The sequence below is a fragment of the Shewanella pneumatophori genome, assembly GCF_023283895.1.
Taxonomy (GTDB): Bacteria; Pseudomonadota; Gammaproteobacteria; order Enterobacterales; family Shewanellaceae; genus Shewanella; species Shewanella pneumatophori.
Window position 1 is genome coordinate 248,747 of record NZ_JAKILB010000004.1, and the last position, 14,907, is coordinate 263,653.

A 14,907-nucleotide genomic window follows, 5' to 3' on the forward strand; every position below is an offset into this window, starting at 1 on the left:
TTGTTGATATCAAGATTCAACTATAATAGTAAGACAATGTTTTAGTGCATAAGTGGAGTATGACTATGGCTGAGATTAAAGTTGAAACGATTGGAGAAGGTTTAGGGTTAAGGTTGCCAACAGAGGTTGTTGAGCAACTACACGTGCAGGCTGGTGACCGCATCAGTTTAGAGAAAATGCCCCACGGCAGTTATCGCTTAGTCACAATTGAAGATAAGCTCGCTGAGCAGATGACTATGATTGAAGATTTTATGCATGAAGAAGATGCGTAACCAAGTGACATTTACTTTGCTACTAAAACTTAGCTACTACAGCTTAGCTAGTTTGGTATACGCACTATCTTATGTTTTCTACTTAATTAGCCTACCTGAGTCATTTCATTTACGGTGAAGCTCGCCACTGCGCCTTCTGTCGCTGCTAAATAATCAGCTAAATGTTGCGCTCCCATATGGTCTTGCCATAGCTCTCGTGAAGACCAATTTTCAAAGAATGTAAAATGCGCTGGGTTTTCATTGTCTTGGTGGAGCTCATACTGAATACAACCCGCTTCACTGCGAGTGATGTCAATTAGCTTGATAAGCTCTGCTTTAACTAGTTCTACACTGCCTTCATTCGCGATGATGTTCGCTACAATTGTAAGATTTGCCATGTTTGAGATCCTATATTGAGTTGATGTAGCTATATTAAGTTGTGCCTTAATCATAATAAACCAGCTTTTTCTTGAATGATTATCAAAATAAAAATGTTAATCGCAGGGCAAGAGGATGGTGAAACATTCGGCTTTTACTCACTAATAATGACTATGGCGCGTTATATGCTTACTCTTAAGTGTTTGCCGTAGTTTTAATTACTACCCTGTATCTTATTGTTAATATTTACATCTTTACATTGTTTACCTATTGGTATTTTGTTCTTTAAAATTTGTTTTTTATCTTGCCGCACCTAAAACAAAGTTATATGTTGAGTGTGTCAGCTGTGTATCACCAGCGAGTAGGAAATTCTATTTATTTCATTGGAGTAAAATATAATGCCTCTTCATGCGAAAGATTCTGTGCGAGACGACCTGCTAGATGATATTTACTCATCGACAGATTTAGCGCTATCTATGCCCAAATATAAAATGCCTGAGCAAGAAAATAACCCGCGCCATGCTTATCAAATTGTCCATGACGAGCTCATGATGGACGGTAATTCACGCCAAAACCTTGCTACTTTCTGTCAAACTTGGGTTGAAGAAGAAGTCCATAAATTAATGGACGAATGTATCGACAAGAACATGATTGATAAGGATGAGTATCCGCAAACTGCAGAGCTTGAAGCTCGTTGCGTGCATATGCTTGCAGATCTATGGAACTCTCCAGATGCTGAAAACACCTTAGGTTGTTCTACCACAGGCTCAAGCGAGGCGGCAATGCTTGGCGGCATGGCGCTGAAGTGGGCTTGGCGCAAGAAAATGAAAGCACAGGGAAAACCTACGGATAAACCTAATATGGTCTGTGGTCCAGTGCAAGTATGTTGGCATAAGTTTGCTCGATACTGGGATATCGAGTTACGTGAGATCCCGATGGAAGGGGATCGCTTAATTATGAATGCTGAAGAAGTCATTAAGCGCTGTGATGAAAATACCATTGGTGTGGTGCCCACTTTAGGGGTGACATTTACCTGTCAATATGAGCCTGTAAAAGCGGTACATGAAGCACTTGATAAACTTGAGCAAGACACTGGCCTGGATATTCCTATTCATGTTGATGCCGCCAGTGGTGGTTTTTTAGCGCCATTTTGCCAACCTGAGCTTGAGTGGGACTTTTCACTGCCGCGAGTGAAATCCATTAATGCTTCTGGGCATAAATTTGGTTTAAGCCCGCTGGGTGTGGGTTGGGTTATTTGGCGAGATGCAGCTGCGTTAGATGAAGATTTGATTTTCAATGTCAATTATTTAGGCGGCAATATGCCAACATTTGCGCTGAACTTTTCTCGCCCTGGTGGCCAAATCGTTGCACAGTACTATAACTTTTTACGCTTAGGTAAAGAGGGCTACAGAAAGATCCATCAAGCCTGCTATGACACCGCGCAGTACCTTTCAAGTGAGATAGAAAAGCTGGGCATGTTCGACATTATTTATGACGGACATGGCGGGATCCCTGCGATGAGCTGGTCATTGAAAGAGGGCATTGATCCTGGTTTTAACTTATTTGACCTCTCTGATCGCATCCGTTCACGAGGCTGGCAAATTGCTGCGTATGCAATGCCACCTAAAAGGGAAGATTTAGTGATAATGCGTATTTTAGTACGCCACGGCTTTAGTCGTGACCAAGCTGATTTATTGGTTGCCGACTTAAAGCACTGTGTCGACTTTTTCGCTGAACATCCGATTTCACATGGTAGTGATTCAAAAGAGTCTTCAGGTTTTAATCACGGTTAATGGGTAAAAGGTCATCGTTATCGATGGCCTTTTTTTATCAACTTAGTTTGAGACATGACGATGAATATTTCTGAAATTTTCGGTTTTGTATTTGGTTACATTGCTCATAACCCCTTCGTATTTCTGTTTTTAGCCATTGCGATTGGTTATCCGCTTGGAAAGGTATCTATCAAAGGAATATCTTTAGGCTCGACCGCTGGAACGCTAGTGGCAGGTGTGGCTATCGCGTTAACCGCTTTCTCTGTTTATGGTCTTAAGATTGAAGAGCCAGGCTTGGTATCTGATATCTTTCTTATGATGTTTATGTATGCTATTGGTATGAAAGTTGGTCCACAGTTTTTCTCAGGGCTAGCAAGAGGCGGATTGGATTTTGTTGTTATTGGCTTAATCGTTGTATTTAGTAATTTTCTTATTGTGTATTTTGGCGCGAAATTACTCGACTTAGCACCGGGCTACGCTGCTGGAATTATATCGGGAAGCTACACGGTAACAGCAGTAATGGGCGTTGCACAATCGGCAATATCCTCAGGTGCATTTAAAGCACCTGCTGGTATGACACTCGATCAAGTCAGCGCTAATATAGCCGCAGGCTATGCCATCAGTTACATCTTATCTAGTGTATTTATTATTTTATTAATTAAGTATTTACCTGCAATGTTTGGCGTTGACCCGGTTAAGGCGGGTAAAGACGCTGAGGCAGAGTTTGGCGTGGGTGATGACATTGAAGCCTTGCCAAGTACTAATGGTTTTTCAAATATTGGTGTATTGCCTTTAGACATTAGGGCTTACAAAGTCGAGCATCAAGAGCTAGTAGGGCAGAGCATTGAATCACTATTTCAGCGTTTTCCTCACACAGCGATCTTAAAAGTCGTGCGCGGTAACGATGTGTTTGATGCATCTGACAATCCTAAACTGCAGTTAGGTGATGTGATTGGTATACGCGGTGATTACCATGTTTTGATTGACGATGCGGCGTTTGTTGGCGAAGAAGTGGATGAGCCTAGAGCGCGAAATGTCGATATTGAAGTGGCTGATATCCATCTTGGTAAATCAGATTTCAGTGGTAAAAGCATCAATGAAATCAGTGAAAAAGTCGGTTTTGGTGTCTATATTAAAGCCTTATTTCGTCAAGGGCATCAGTTACCTGTGACAGGGCAAGCCGTAGTCGAAGTAGGTGATGTGCTGCGCGTTGCTGGATCTGACTGGTGCGTGCAACAAGTGGCTAAAAAGCTAAATAGTACGCCAATTGTGGAAAGTACATTAACCGAAACATTCTATCTGGCACTGTCACTGTTGATTGGTTATATATGCGGCCACTTTAGTGTCACATTAGGCGGTATTCCTTTTGCGTTAGGCACGTCGGCAGGTTGTATGTTAACCGGTATTATTTTCTCTTTCTTAAGAACGCGTAACCCAACTTTTGGCGGCCCCATGAGTGAGGGGGCAAGAAGCTTCCTGCAAGATATTGGTCTAAGTCTATTTGTTGCGGTACTTGCAGCAACTGTGGGGCCTAAAATTTTAGCCTCATTTCAAGGTATTGTTGTGATAAAAATTGCGGCGTTAGGCTTAACTGCTGCACTTGTTCCTCCTTTGTTAGCTTGGATATACGGCTTGTATTTCCGCAAAATGAATCCGGCTATATTGGCAGGCGCTTGTGCTGGCGGGCGCAATAGCACGCCTGCAATGAAAGGTGCACAAGATGTTTGTCAAAGTGACATGCCTGCAGTGGGTTACCCGGTCCCTTATGCACTAACGTCGATGATCGTGTTGGTATTAGGTTACTTAACCATGGTGATCTAACTGCAAATATCAACGATGTTTAGATTATGCTCCTTCTGGCCTAGATGGCATTGGGAGCTTTTCTTTACAGATATGATGACTTTAATAGCCAATCCTATCTGCTTTAACCATTCCCTGCGCTTTTAATCGTGACACTAAAATATAAGCTGTTGTTATTAAATGCTTTATCATAGCTCGTTTTTTATAATTATTTTCCGGCTACTTTTTGCTTGGTTTAGGAATGCGCTGTGGACGGGAAGCTTTATTTTTCTCGGCTTGCTCACAATTTGCCTTTTTTAAATTAGTTTCGCTTGAATATTTTATCTAATAAGCATACTCTTGCGGAAAATCAAACTTAAGTTTGGCGTGCAAACATTTGTTTGTTTGTCGGTGTCGACTGGATAATAATAATGACAGAACGCGAAATCGAGATTCTAGCGCTACTAAAGCAAGACCCGCTTATTCCGCAGCAAAGTATTGCGGATCAGTTAGGCATTAGTCGTTCAGCTGTTGCTGGCCACATTATGAATTTGACTCATAAAGGCGTGATTAAGGGCAAAGGATATATCCTTGCTGAATCACGTTACGCTATCGTTATTGGTGGCGCAAATATGGACATTCTTGGCCGTCCTCAACATACCCTACAAGTTGGTGATTCAAACCCTGGCAGTGTTAGTTGCTCACCCGGTGGCGTGGGTCGTAACATTGCTGAAAACTTAGCACGTCTTGGATCAAATACTCACCTTATCAGTGCACTAGGTAAAGATACCTACGGGCAAATGATCATGACGCAGTGCCAACAGGCTGGCATTGACATGAAAGCTTGTATTCACCTTGATGAATTTGCTACTTCAACTTATCTATCAGTACTCGATGGCGATAGCGATATGCATGTTGCTATTAATGATATGGCTATTTTAGATAGATTAAGTGTAGCCGTGCTGAGAAGTCATGAAGAAATACTAAGACGGGCAGACCTTATTGTTGTCGACGCCAACTTATCTGCAGAATCTCTGGAATATATCCTCAGCAACTTCTCAGACCGGCCTATTTTTGTCGACACAGTGTCTTGTGCGAAAGCAAAGAAAATCGCCCCATTTTTAAGTTCAATCCACACCTTAAAGCCTAATTTAAAAGAAGCTGAGCAATTATCTGGGATCAGTATCAGTGATCACGATGAACTTCCAGAACTTGCTAATTGGTTCCATAAACAAGGCGTAAAACGCATTTTCTTAAGCTTAGGCTGTGATGGTGTGTTCTACAGCGATGAAGGTGTGCAAGCTCTTGTACCTACAATGCCAGTATCTATGGTTAATGCCAATGGTGCTGGTGATGCTTACCTTGCTGGTTTGGCGCATGGCTGGATCCAGCAGTGGAGCACAGAAGAATCAAATAAATTTGCTATGGGAGCCGCGGTTGTTGCGCTGTCTCACTTAGCCACAATAAACCCAAATATGTCTGAAATTACCGTTAAGCGCGTTATCAAGGAGTCGTTATGTTAGAGCAGTACCTAGATATTAATCCTGAAGTTGCAGCAGCATTAGCAGCAGGTAAGCCTGTAGTTGCATTGGAATCGACCATTATTTCTCACGGTATGCCTTATCCGCAAAACGTTGAAACCGCACTTAAAGTTGAGCAAATCATCCGTGACAACGGCGCAGTGCCTGCAACGATTGCTATTTTAAAAGGCCGTTTAAAAGTGGGTATGACTCACGAAGAGATTGAATATTTAGGTAAAGCTGGTCTTGATGTTATTAAGACTAGCCGTCGTGATATTCCATTTATCGTTGCTAAAGAAGTCGACGGTGCAACGACCGTTGCTTCAACTATGATTTTGGCGCAAATGGCAGGTATTAAAGTATTTGCAACTGGCGGTATTGGTGGCGTTCACCGCGGTGCTCAGCAAACATTTGATATCTCTGCTGACTTACAAGAGCTAGCAAATACTGATGTAACGGTTGTGTGTGCTGGCGCGAAATCAATCTTAGATATCGGCCTAACTTTAGAGTACCTAGAAACTCAAGGTGTACCAGTTATCGGTTACCAAACTAGCACACTACCTGCATTCTACACTCGTGAGAGCGAGTTTGGTGTTGATTATCAGCTTGATACTCCAGCGCAAATTGCTGCAGCCATGAAAGCTAAGTGGGATATGGACCTTAAAGGTGGCATCGTGGTTGCTAACCCAATCCCTGAAGCGCACCAGTTAGATCGCGCGATGATCGATAAAGTGATTGCTGACGCAGTTGCAGAGATGGATAGCAAGGGTATTTTTGGTAAGGCTTCAACACCATTCCTATTGGCTAAAGTGGCTGAAACCACTAAAGGCGTTAGCTTAGCGGCAAACATTGAGCTTGTGTTCAATAACGCAAAGCTTGCTGCTAACATTGCGGTTGAATACGCAAAGTAAGTTATTGGCGTCATACAGAGTTGAAAAGGGGAGCTAAATAGCTCCCCTTTTTTATGTGCTCTGCCGTAAAGCTACATTAGTTTTGAACGATAGTCGCCATGTTACCAAAACCACCCGTTTGAGTAATAGTAGCTGTATCATTAGTACCAAACTGAGTAATGGTTGCTGAGTTAACGGCTGCTAATGTACCAAAGCCATCTTGGTTGATAGTCGCTGTGTTGCCATCACCTTGCTGGTCGATGGTTGCATCGTTAAATTCGCCACCAGCTTGATTAACGTAAGCATCATTATCTGCACCTGTTTGGTCAATATCAGCTGAGCCAAATTCGCCATACTGTTGTACGTTTGCCATGTTTAATGTGTTGCTTTGCAGTACGTCAGCAGTGTTTTCAGCACCTGTTTGTTTAACAGTCGCGTCTAGATCTACGCCTGATTGGTTAACTTTTGCTGAGCCACCAAAAGTTCCTGTTTGATTAACTAATGCTGTTAGATCTGAACCACTGGTTTGATTAACAACAACAAGTGAGCCATTCACACTCGATTGTTCAACAGTAATGCTTGAATCAGCAGCCGCATTTTGCAGTGCAGTTACATTGCCAGCTTCACTTGCCGCTAACTGTTTAACGGTAACTACAGAGTTGTCAGACTCATCAGTTTGGTCAATATCTACTTGGTTATTGTTGCCATCTTGCTCAACAGTTGCGACAGCTTGGAAAGAAGTATCTTGGTTAATATTAACTGTGTTCATATTACCTGTAGTTGTAATTGTTGCTTCTGCAGGTTCATGCCAGCCAAAACCATATTGACGAATAGTTGTTGAGTTTGTATTACCCGTAGCAGTAACGCTTGCTGTACTGTCATTAACATGCTCTTGGTTTACAGAGCCTGTGTTGCCGTCACCCACTTGAGATACATTAACTGTCGAGTTAAACACATGCTCTTGGTAAACCGTCATACCATTGTTGCTACCGTCTTGGCTAACCGTGATAGACGTGCCTGATGTACCATCTGTTTGGGTTGCTAAAATAGTGTTGTTTGTACCGTTTGCTTGGCTAGCTGTAATAGTGCCATCTGTACCATCATCTTGAACGGTAGTGATAAATGAGTTGTCAGCGCCATCTTGAGCTGCAGTTGCTGAAGCGTTATCTGTTGTCTGAGTAACACTTACACTTGAGTTGAATGCATTGTTTAGCTGATCAACGGTAGCTGTATTGCCGTTACCTGTTTGAGATACCGTTAGTATTGCATCAGTTGAAGTATCTTGGTTTGTGTTGGCTGTATTTGCATCACCTAGCTGAGTGACTGTTGCCCCTGCAGGGTTGTGGATACCAAATCCGTGTTGGCGAACATTAGCGTTGTTACCATCACCGGTTTGAGTCACAGTTGCAATACTGTCGTTTACATGCAGCTGATTAACTACTGCACCGTTATTTGAACCAGCTTGAGTGAGTGTGGCTTGGGTACGGAACGTATGGTCTTGCGTTACCGCCGCTGAGTTAGGGCCTACACCTGATTGAGTAACAGTAACAGTTGAGTCTGCACCGTTACCCACTTGGTCAATTGTAGATGTTTGGTCCGAATCTGTTTGAGTTGTAGTTGCTGTTTGATTTGTACCAACTTGGGTGGTATCTGCTGTCTGACCGCTGCCTGATTGAGTAGTGGTTGCAGTATTAGAGTTACCAGTTTGAGAGATTGTTGCGTCATTTGCTAGGGCGGCGCCAGAGTTTAAAGCCAGTGCGACTGCTGCTGCGATAGGAAGTAACTTGATCATGGGTAAAATCCTTAATCCGTTAAAAAATAATTAAACGTTATGTCAAACATCATTCAGCTCACATGAGCTTTTTTACACTTTTCAAATCCGAACCATCATCCAAAATTCGGACATGACAAACCTGATATTGAAATCTTGGTGTGCCTTTTGGATGCGGAAAAGTATGCCGTTTGCAACTTTTGCTTGCGTCCAGCAATGGTATTAAACCCTTGGCTCTTAGTTACTAGATGAGATTTTCAGAGTAGTAGTAATGGCGGGTGGCTGATATTGGGATTTGTATGGATATTTGTTTATTTACAATTAATTGAGTGCGCTGCATATACGCCCCATAAATGCGGCAGGCTTTAGCTTGGTCATACTTTAGCGTTATATCAGTGTTTGCTTTGCTGTTGAAAGATAGATGAATAATAGGGGTGTTAATAAGGAAGGGATTCGATTAACTTATTGTAAACATGAGAAGTGCAGATGTGCTGACATTTTATTTGAGTGGCGTCGAGGCGTTAACTCTTAGTAAGAAGACTATGCGGCTAATTTTTGCAAAATTGCTTCTAAGCGATGCCATAGGGAGAGAATAAATATGGAACCAGAGCTAATTGAAATTAAGGATTTCGTCTCTTTTACCTTAGCGATCATCGCGCTATTTATTGGTAAAAGTATTATTTCTCGGTATGAATTATTGAGAAAGTACAGTATTCCTGAGCCCGTTGTTGGCGGCTTTGCTTGCGCCGCGATTGTCGGGATCCTCTATTACGCCTTTGATATTCAAATTGAGTTTAATCTTGAAGTACGTGATGTGCTGTTACTTTACTTCTTTGCTGGCATTGGATTAAAAGCTGACTTTGTGACTTTATTAAAAGGCGGCAAACCGCTTGTCATTCTTATCGCCCTAGCGAGTGCATTTATTTTCTTGCAGAACTTTACCGGAGTGACTATTGCCTCATTGTTTGGTTTAGATCCAAAAGCGGGATTAATGTCGGGCTCAATATCACTGATAGGTGGTGTGGGTACCGCCATGGCTTGGACACCAACGTTCGTTGAAGAGCTTGGCATTGCAAATGCCAGTGAGTTGGGAATTGCTTCAAATACCCTAGGTTTGATTTCTGCTTGTGTGATTGGTGGCCCGATTGCGGCTTACTTAATGAAACGCCATAAAGTACAAGCTAATCATGATTCAGAACTCGATATTGGTACCAGTCACCAAGCAGGTTCATCACATATCAAAGTGGATTACTTTGGTGTGTTACGCGCTTGGTTATGGTTAAACGTCACCCTGATATTTGGTTACTTTATCGATATGGCGTTGCAAGGTGCGGGGCTTAAACTGCCGCTGTTTGTCGCCTGTTTATTGGGTGGGATAATCATAGGTAACGCGGGTCGAGCCATCATTAATCGCCGAGAAGTAAAAGACCGAGCCTATTTAGATGATGCATCGCAGGGCTTATCGCTTATTCAAGATATTTGTTTAGGCATGTTCTTAACCATGGCGTTGATGAGCTTAAAAGTGTGGGAGCTTGAAGGCAGCTTACTTTACATCTCAGTGGTGATGGCGGTGCAAGTCTTCCTATCAGTGGTCTTTACCATATTTGTGGTATTTAGAATGATGGGTAAAGACTATGAAGCTGCGGTTATTTGTTCTGGTTTTGGTGGGGTAACTTTAGGCTCCACGGCAACCGCTATTGTGAATATGACGGCAGTAACTCAGCAGTATGGTGCAGCCCACAGAGCCTTTATTATTGTGCCTTTAGTTTGTGGTTTTTTTATCGATATTATTAATGCGATGATTATCAATCTATTTGTCTATTTTTAGCCTCAAGCTTTAGTACTTAAAATATATTGGCTTCACGGCAGCACTGTTATTTTATGCTGCCGTAAAGAGGTTAATTTTACAAAAGCTCGGCAACGATTTGCTTTAATAAAAAGGTTTCACGCTCTATCGACATACCTTTTTTCGGACTATTGGCAATCGTGTGTTCATTGTGGGCAATGGCTTGATGAATGTTGATCCACACCGGCCTCATACCATTTTGTATTTCATGCGCTTCTAATTTTGTTTCACCAAGTTCGGCATGAATATCACAAACAAAGCAGAATGAATCCATGTGTACCACTTCGAAACTATCTCTATTCCAAGGACGAAACTCTTCGTAGCGGCCAAATTCACTGATGATCTCGATATGCTGCGCACCTGTTTCCTCTTCTAGCTCACGGATGAGTCCTGTGTGAATATCTTCACCTTCATCGACGCCACCACCAGGAATACTGTAGTCGTGATAGCGTTCGGTATAGAGCATTAATATCTCCTCACCCTTTAAAATAATGCCGCGAGCTGCTTGGCGATGAAAACTTTTAGCCGCTAGCTCTGTAGGAGCGAGGTGTGAGAGATCTGCATGAACCGTTGATTTTAATAAACGCATAAAAGACTCATTATTGGATGGATTTTATAAACCGCTAAGCAGTTTAAAGCTGTGGAGTTAGGCGTTGATAATCTGCGATAACTTGCTCGACAAAGGTTTTTTCTGCTTGTTGTGAAGCAGACAATTGCGCTTTTGCTAGCCCTTGAGCGATACGCTGATAGTGCATTAATGTACTTTCAAGGTAGTGATTATCCAGCTGTTGATCAGCGCCCCACATCATAGTGCCAACAGGGCTTATTGGTGTGAGACTCTTACTTGATAAGTGCAGCACTTCGTAAAAGCGTTGGTTCTCTTGCATCAAATGCTCATTGATTAACCCTAAGCCAAGTTGCTGCATTGCCATGCGAACTTTATAAATATGATGTACCGGACATAGAATAAACTCAAGATTATGCTCAGGGTGGCGTTCAACAATCTGTTTGACTAGATCTATGGTTAGATCGCCGCCCACACCAGCAATAATCACTAATTGTCGCTGTTGTTTTTCAGCTAAATTAAGTTGCCCAACATCAGTGCAATGAACTTGCCAGTCACTTTTATCAGATTTAATCGTCGGTTTTGGATAAAACCGTTGCAACTTGTGTTCTAGTTGTTGCATTAAATTTGGCACCACATCGACAAAATGGATCTGTTTAGCCGCGTTACGCTTTAGCAGAGCCGCGCCAAGCAGGCCATGATCACAACAGCAGTCCCAAATATGCTCATAGTCATTGATGATCATCTGGTTAATGTATTGCAGGCGCTGACTAATTTTCAAGGTCGTACTCAATCACAATAAAATAGTCGGCTATTTTAAATGATGCCATAGGTATGCAGTCAATAGCGGCAGCGCCTTGTTTACAGCTGTTGATTAGGATTGCTGCATTTGATCATTGGAAACGATAATAACTCGCTGAATTGAATCATATTCAGGGTCTTGCGCTGAAATAGCACAAGCTAGCATAGCGGCGGCTACTTGTTCTGCTTCTATTGGTCGGTATTGCTGTAATGGACCAACAAATAGCCCTGAGGCAAAACGAAAAGCACCTTTTGCTAAATCTTCTAGCATTCGGCTCTCATTACGTTTACCCAAAAGCAAGCTAGGTTGGAATAACCACAAGCGTTTAGGTGAATCAGCTTGCTGCGTTTCAGCTAGAAGATGGGCTAAAGCTTCTTGGGTTTGACCTTTTATGCGGTTATAAAAAGTTTTCGATTGGCTACTGGCACCTAAAGCGGTGACAACAAAATTTGAGCTGGCTTGGCATTTATCGACAAAATCAATACAGGCGGTTTTATCAACGGCAATAAAAGCTTGTTGGCTGCCAGCTTGCTTGATAGTTGTGCCTAAGCAGCAAAAAGCATGATCTATGCTAAAGGGGAGCTCAAGACTTGAAATTTCGTTTAACTGGTGGCAGGCTAGAAAAGTAATTTTTGTGCTGCTATTTTCATTATATTGAGGCTGCTTTCGACCTATGAGTAAAATGTTTTCATAACAGCCTGTGTCGATAAGTTTTTGTAAAAGTAGTTGACCAATTAGCCCGGTTGCGCCGATGAGTGCAGCGTTCATGTCATAACTCAATATCAATGTTGTCGTTAGCGTAAGTGTAGAGAGCTGGGCGGGGGAATCAAATACTTTAGCGCTTGCAGAGTGCTAAAGCGATAAATTGGCAGCATTAAAGGCTTATGCTTGGTGGCTTAATTCTAAAACAACAGGCCTGTTATGCTGAATGCTACAACAGGCCTGTTAAGTGTTAAGAAGTACTAGTCAATCATCAGTTATCGATGAGCAGCGCTAAGCTTGGCGATCTCAATAATGGTTTGGCTTGCTTGCTCCATAGACTCCAGGCATACATATTCATGTTTACCGTGGAAATTGTGGCCACCAGTGAAGATATTTGGGCAAGGTAGTCCCATGTAAGATAAGCGCGAGCCGTCGGTACCGCCACGAATAGGCTTTACCAATGGCTCAATTTGTAAGTTTTGCATTGCTTGCTTAGCAATATCGATAATATGCGGATGAGGCAGCACTTGTTGCTTCATATTTAAATAAGAATCTTGAATATCAATGCTGAGTTGGCCAATAGTCAGTTCAGCGTTATATTTCTCTACTAGTTCTGCGAGCCAGTTTTTTCTTTGTTGAAATAGATCAAGGTCAAAGTCACGAATAATGTAGGTCAGGGTCGCTTTTTCAGTTACGCCTTCCATGCTCATTAAGTGGAAAAAACCATCGTAGTCACGACTGCATTCCGGTGTATCTTTTAATGGCATTTTGGCATGAAACCTTGCCGCTATGGTTTGCGCATTAACCATAACACCGTAGGCTGTGCCCGGATGACAGTTGTTGCCCGTTGCGGTTATCACAGCAGTTGCGGCATTGAAGTTTTCATATTCAAGTTCACCGAGCTGGCCGCCATCAACAGTGTAAGCCCACTGTGCACCAAAACCTTCAACATCAAAATGATCTGCGCCGCGGCCAATTTCCTCATCAGGAGTAAAGCATAAGCGAATTTTGCCGTGAGGGATCTCAGGATGAGTCAGCAGGTGATGTAGGGCGCAAATAATCTCCGCAATACCGGCTTTATCATCACCGCCTAACAAGCTAGTGCCGTCAGTGGTGATCAGTGTTTGGCCTAAGTATTGATTAAGGCTGCTGAATTGGCTTGGTGAAAGCACTTCTTCTAAACCAAGTTGAATATCTTTGCCATTGTAGTTTTCAATGATTTGCGGGCTTACATTGTCACCACTAAAGTCTGGTGCAGTATCTAAATGCGCTACAAAACCAATGCAAGGGGCATCAGCTACATTGCCAGGTACAGTTCCTGTTAAATAGCCTTTATCAGACAATTTAACTTCTGCAAATCCAAGGCTTATTAGTTCTTGACGCAGGTGTTGGGCGAACGCAAATTGGTTATCTGTACTCGGCACGCTTTGGCTGTTGCCATCAGATTGGGTATTAAAACTGACGTAGCGTAAGAACCGTTCAAGTAGCTGTTGCTTCATAATCGTATTTTCTAAAATAGCAAAAAGTGCTTGGAGTCTAACAAGCCATAAAGTGAATTCATTAGACATCGATCAAGTTTTTCTTAATCGTGTAGCATTTAATTGTCAGGCTGCTTGCTCAGTTATTCGTATCTGCAATCTGCTATTAACTCCGCTTTTGTTTGGTTATATTAAGTAAAGTATTGGCTTAAGAGATTAAGATAAATGGATATAGGTTGGCTGCAGCTAGGCCTATTTATGCTAGTTCTACTGGTACCGTTAGCTATTGGGCGGTATTTTCAGTTAGGGCTAAATCGAGACATGCTATCTGCTGTTATCCGTATGACAGTGCAGCTGATTTTAGTCGGTCTTTATCTGCAATATTTATTTGTCCTAGATAGCATTTGGGTTAACCTCGCTTGGTTATTAGTGATGTTATTAGTCGGCAGTAGTTCTATTATTAGCAAAGCTAAACTGCCCAAAAGAGTCTTATTCCAACCAGTATTTTTGGGACTAGCGTTAGGCTTATTTCCGGTGTTGTGGTTGATGATGGTCTTTTTGTTATCACCCGAGCCTATATATACCGCGCAATATTTAATTCCTACTGCAGGCATGCTGCTCGGCAATTGCTTAAGCGGTAACATTGTTGCGCTGCAAAGGCTATTTGGTGCTTTTAGTGATAGAAAAGCGGAATACCAAGGAGCACTGGCTTTAGGAGCCTCTCCGCGTCAAGCAAGCCTGCCTTTTGTGCAAGCAGCAATGCAGCAATCTTTTGCGCCTATCCTTGCGACTATGGCTACAACTGGGTTGGTGACTTTGCCAGGTATGATGACAGGCCAAATACTCGGAGGCGTGGATCCGTTAATCGCCATAAAATATCAGATAGTTATTTTGGTGGCGATTTTTGTCACTTTATCGGTATCTGTGTCGGTCACCTTGCTCCTCTGCGTTCGCCAAGCTATTGCGCCAACTGGGCGAATTAGAATTGCGTTGCTAAGCGATTAACTTGGTTCAGTGTTTTATCCGCTGAACGTTATGAATACGATCTCACCACGTTTTATTATAAAAGCTGTGTAATCTTTGCTGGAGTAAAGATCGCACTGCTCATTTCTGTTTATTCACTATTACCACAACAAGTTAGTTATTTTCGGCT

General features: G+C 42.4%; 13 protein-coding genes. 7 read left to right on the forward strand and 6 right to left on the reverse strand.

Features of this window, described 5'->3' with window-relative positions; translation table 11 throughout:
* Positions 1–65: 65 nt before the first annotated feature.
* Entirely contained in the window at positions 66–272 is a 207-nt protein-coding gene (locus L2740_RS08250) for an AbrB/MazE/SpoVT family DNA-binding domain-containing protein (RefSeq protein WP_248470886.1), read from the forward strand.
* An 86-nt stretch (positions 273–358) separates the two neighbouring features.
* On the opposite strand, the gene L2740_RS08255 is transcribed toward L2740_RS08250, so the two are convergent.
* Entirely contained in the window at positions 359–649 is a 291-nt protein-coding gene (locus tag L2740_RS08255; protein WP_248949561.1) for a putative quinol monooxygenase, read from the reverse strand.
* A 378-nt stretch (positions 650–1,027) separates the two neighbouring features.
* Between L2740_RS08255 and gad the strand changes: the two genes are divergently transcribed.
* The 4 genes from gad (at position 1,028) to L2740_RS08275 (ending at position 6,611) form a co-directional block, all read left to right on the forward strand.
* Positions 1,028–2,422 carry a glutamate decarboxylase gene (gene gad, locus L2740_RS08260; RefSeq protein ID WP_248949562.1) on the forward strand — a complete coding sequence of 465 codons (1,395 nt, stop codon included), beginning with the start codon at positions 1,028–1,030 and terminating at the stop codon, positions 2,420–2,422.
* 60 nt (positions 2,423–2,482) lie between these two features.
* Positions 2,483–4,222, forward strand: coding sequence for an aspartate:alanine exchanger family transporter (locus L2740_RS08265; protein ID WP_248949563.1), 1,740 nt, complete (start codon positions 2,483–2,485; stop codon positions 4,220–4,222).
* A 389-nt stretch (positions 4,223–4,611) separates the two neighbouring features.
* Positions 4,612–5,703: a PfkB family carbohydrate kinase gene (locus L2740_RS08270; RefSeq protein ID WP_248949564.1), complete on the forward strand. Its 1,092-nt coding sequence runs from the start codon at positions 4,612–4,614 to the stop codon at positions 5,701–5,703.
* The gene (locus tag L2740_RS08275; RefSeq protein ID WP_248949565.1) at positions 5,697–6,611 is read left to right on the forward strand and encodes a pseudouridine-5'-phosphate glycosidase; all 915 of its coding nucleotides are present in this window, start codon (positions 5,697–5,699) and stop codon (positions 6,609–6,611) included. The genes L2740_RS08270 and L2740_RS08275 overlap by 7 nt, the downstream gene beginning before the upstream one ends.
* 76 nt (positions 6,612–6,687) lie before the next feature.
* On the opposite strand, the gene L2740_RS08280 is transcribed toward L2740_RS08275, so the two are convergent.
* Positions 6,688–8,382, reverse strand: a complete 1,695-nt coding sequence (locus tag L2740_RS08280) for a beta strand repeat-containing protein (protein WP_248949566.1) — start codon at positions 8,380–8,382, stop codon at positions 6,688–6,690.
* 577 nt (positions 8,383–8,959) lie between these two features.
* Here L2740_RS08280 and gltS point away from each other — a divergent pair.
* A complete protein-coding gene (gene gltS, locus L2740_RS08285; RefSeq protein ID WP_248949567.1) occupies positions 8,960–10,189 on the forward strand; it encodes a sodium/glutamate symporter in 1,230 nt (409 codons plus the stop codon).
* 76 nt (positions 10,190–10,265) lie between these two features.
* On the opposite strand, the gene L2740_RS08290 is transcribed toward gltS, so the two are convergent.
* From L2740_RS08290 to pepT, 4 genes are all read right to left on the reverse strand, one after another.
* Positions 10,266–10,796 carry an NUDIX hydrolase gene (locus L2740_RS08290; protein ID WP_248949568.1) on the reverse strand — a complete coding sequence of 177 codons (531 nt, stop codon included), beginning with the start codon at positions 10,794–10,796 and terminating at the stop codon, positions 10,266–10,268.
* 43 nt (positions 10,797–10,839) lie between these two features.
* The gene (locus L2740_RS08295; RefSeq protein WP_248949569.1) at positions 10,840–11,553 is read right to left on the reverse strand and encodes a tRNA (adenine(22)-N(1))-methyltransferase; all 714 of its coding nucleotides are present in this window, start codon (positions 11,551–11,553) and stop codon (positions 10,840–10,842) included.
* Between the two features lie 93 nt (positions 11,554–11,646).
* Complete coding sequence (locus L2740_RS08300) at positions 11,647–12,342, reverse strand: Rossmann-fold NAD(P)-binding domain-containing protein (RefSeq protein WP_248949571.1); 696 nt, start codon at positions 12,340–12,342, stop codon at positions 11,647–11,649.
* Positions 12,343–12,551: 209 nt separating this feature from the next.
* Positions 12,552–13,775: a peptidase T gene (gene pepT / locus L2740_RS08305; RefSeq protein ID WP_248949702.1), complete on the reverse strand. Its 1,224-nt coding sequence runs from the start codon at positions 13,773–13,775 to the stop codon at positions 12,552–12,554.
* A gap of 204 nt (positions 13,776–13,979) precedes the next feature.
* On the opposite strand from pepT, the gene L2740_RS08310 reads away from it, so the two are divergent.
* A complete protein-coding gene (locus tag L2740_RS08310; protein ID WP_248949573.1) occupies positions 13,980–14,759 on the forward strand; it encodes an ABC transporter permease in 780 nt (259 codons plus the stop codon).
* Positions 14,760–14,907: the final 148 nt, after the last annotated feature.

Excerpts from the sequence above, each read along its gene's own strand:
- L2740_RS08250 (WP_248470886.1), top strand. The coding sequence starts at position 66 with ATGGCTGAGATTAAAGTTGAAACGATTGGAGAAGGTTTAGGGTTAAGG.
- L2740_RS08255 (WP_248949561.1), bottom strand. The coding sequence starts at position 649 with ATGGCAAATCTTACAATTGTAGCGAACATCATCGCGAATGAAGGCAGT.
- gad (WP_248949562.1), top strand. The coding sequence starts at position 1,028 with ATGCCTCTTCATGCGAAAGATTCTGTGCGAGACGACCTGCTAGATGAT.
- L2740_RS08265 (WP_248949563.1), top strand. The coding sequence starts at position 2,483 with ATGAATATTTCTGAAATTTTCGGTTTTGTATTTGGTTACATTGCTCAT.
- L2740_RS08270 (WP_248949564.1), top strand. The coding sequence starts at position 4,612 with ATGACAGAACGCGAAATCGAGATTCTAGCGCTACTAAAGCAAGACCCG.
- L2740_RS08275 (WP_248949565.1), top strand. The coding sequence starts at position 5,697 with ATGTTAGAGCAGTACCTAGATATTAATCCTGAAGTTGCAGCAGCATTA.
- L2740_RS08280 (WP_248949566.1), bottom strand. The coding sequence starts at position 8,382 with ATGATCAAGTTACTTCCTATCGCAGCAGCAGTCGCACTGGCTTTAAAC.
- gltS (WP_248949567.1), top strand. The coding sequence starts at position 8,960 with ATGGAACCAGAGCTAATTGAAATTAAGGATTTCGTCTCTTTTACCTTA.
- L2740_RS08290 (WP_248949568.1), bottom strand. The coding sequence starts at position 10,796 with ATGCGTTTATTAAAATCAACGGTTCATGCAGATCTCTCACACCTCGCT.
- L2740_RS08300 (WP_248949571.1), bottom strand. The coding sequence starts at position 12,342 with ATGAACGCTGCACTCATCGGCGCAACCGGGCTAATTGGTCAACTACTT.
- pepT (WP_248949702.1), bottom strand. The coding sequence starts at position 13,775 with ATGAAGCAACAGCTACTTGAACGGTTCTTACGCTACGTCAGTTTTAAT.
- L2740_RS08310 (WP_248949573.1), top strand. The coding sequence starts at position 13,980 with ATGGATATAGGTTGGCTGCAGCTAGGCCTATTTATGCTAGTTCTACTG.